This is a genomic window from Flavobacterium nitrogenifigens, from assembly GCF_003254565.1.
GTDB classification, from domain to species: domain Bacteria; phylum Bacteroidota; class Bacteroidia; order Flavobacteriales; family Flavobacteriaceae; genus Flavobacterium; species Flavobacterium nitrogenifigens.
Genome location: NZ_QJRI01000096.1, coordinates 1 through 490 on the forward strand (window position 1 = coordinate 1; position 490 = coordinate 490).

Annotated in this window: 1 protein-coding gene; it reads left to right on the plus strand. The window is 50.8% G+C overall.

The features are described 5' to 3' along the window. The coding region (locus tag DM397_RS00420) for an MBG domain-containing protein (protein WP_204251855.1) at positions 1–490 on the plus strand (490 nt) is incomplete at both ends.

A 490-nucleotide genomic window follows, 5' to 3' on the forward strand; every position in this document is an offset into this window, starting at 1 on the left:
CGGAGCCGCTGCACCCAATTATGCAATCACTTATGCCGATGGAACGATGAGCGTGACAGCCGCCTCGCTTACAGTGACAGCCGATGACAAGAGCAAAACATATGGCAGTGCAAATCCAGCTTTGACGGTAAGCTATACAGGATTTGTGAACGGTGATACGGAAGCGTCCTTAACAGCTGCGGCTGTTGCTTTAACCGCTGCGACTGCGTCAAGTCCAGTAGGTACGTATGTAATAACGGCAGGAGGAGCATCATCTCCAAACTATTCAATTTCATATGTTGAGGGCACTCTTACGGTGGGTCAGGCATCTCTTACAGTGACAGCCGATGATAAGAGCAAAACCTACGGAAGCGCGAATCCGACTCTGACGGTTAGCTATTCTGGTTTTGTAAACGGCGATACTGAAGCATCCCTAACGACTGCCGCTGTAGCTTCAACGTTAGCTACGGCATCCAGTCCCGTGGGAACGTATGCAATAACGGCAGGGGGC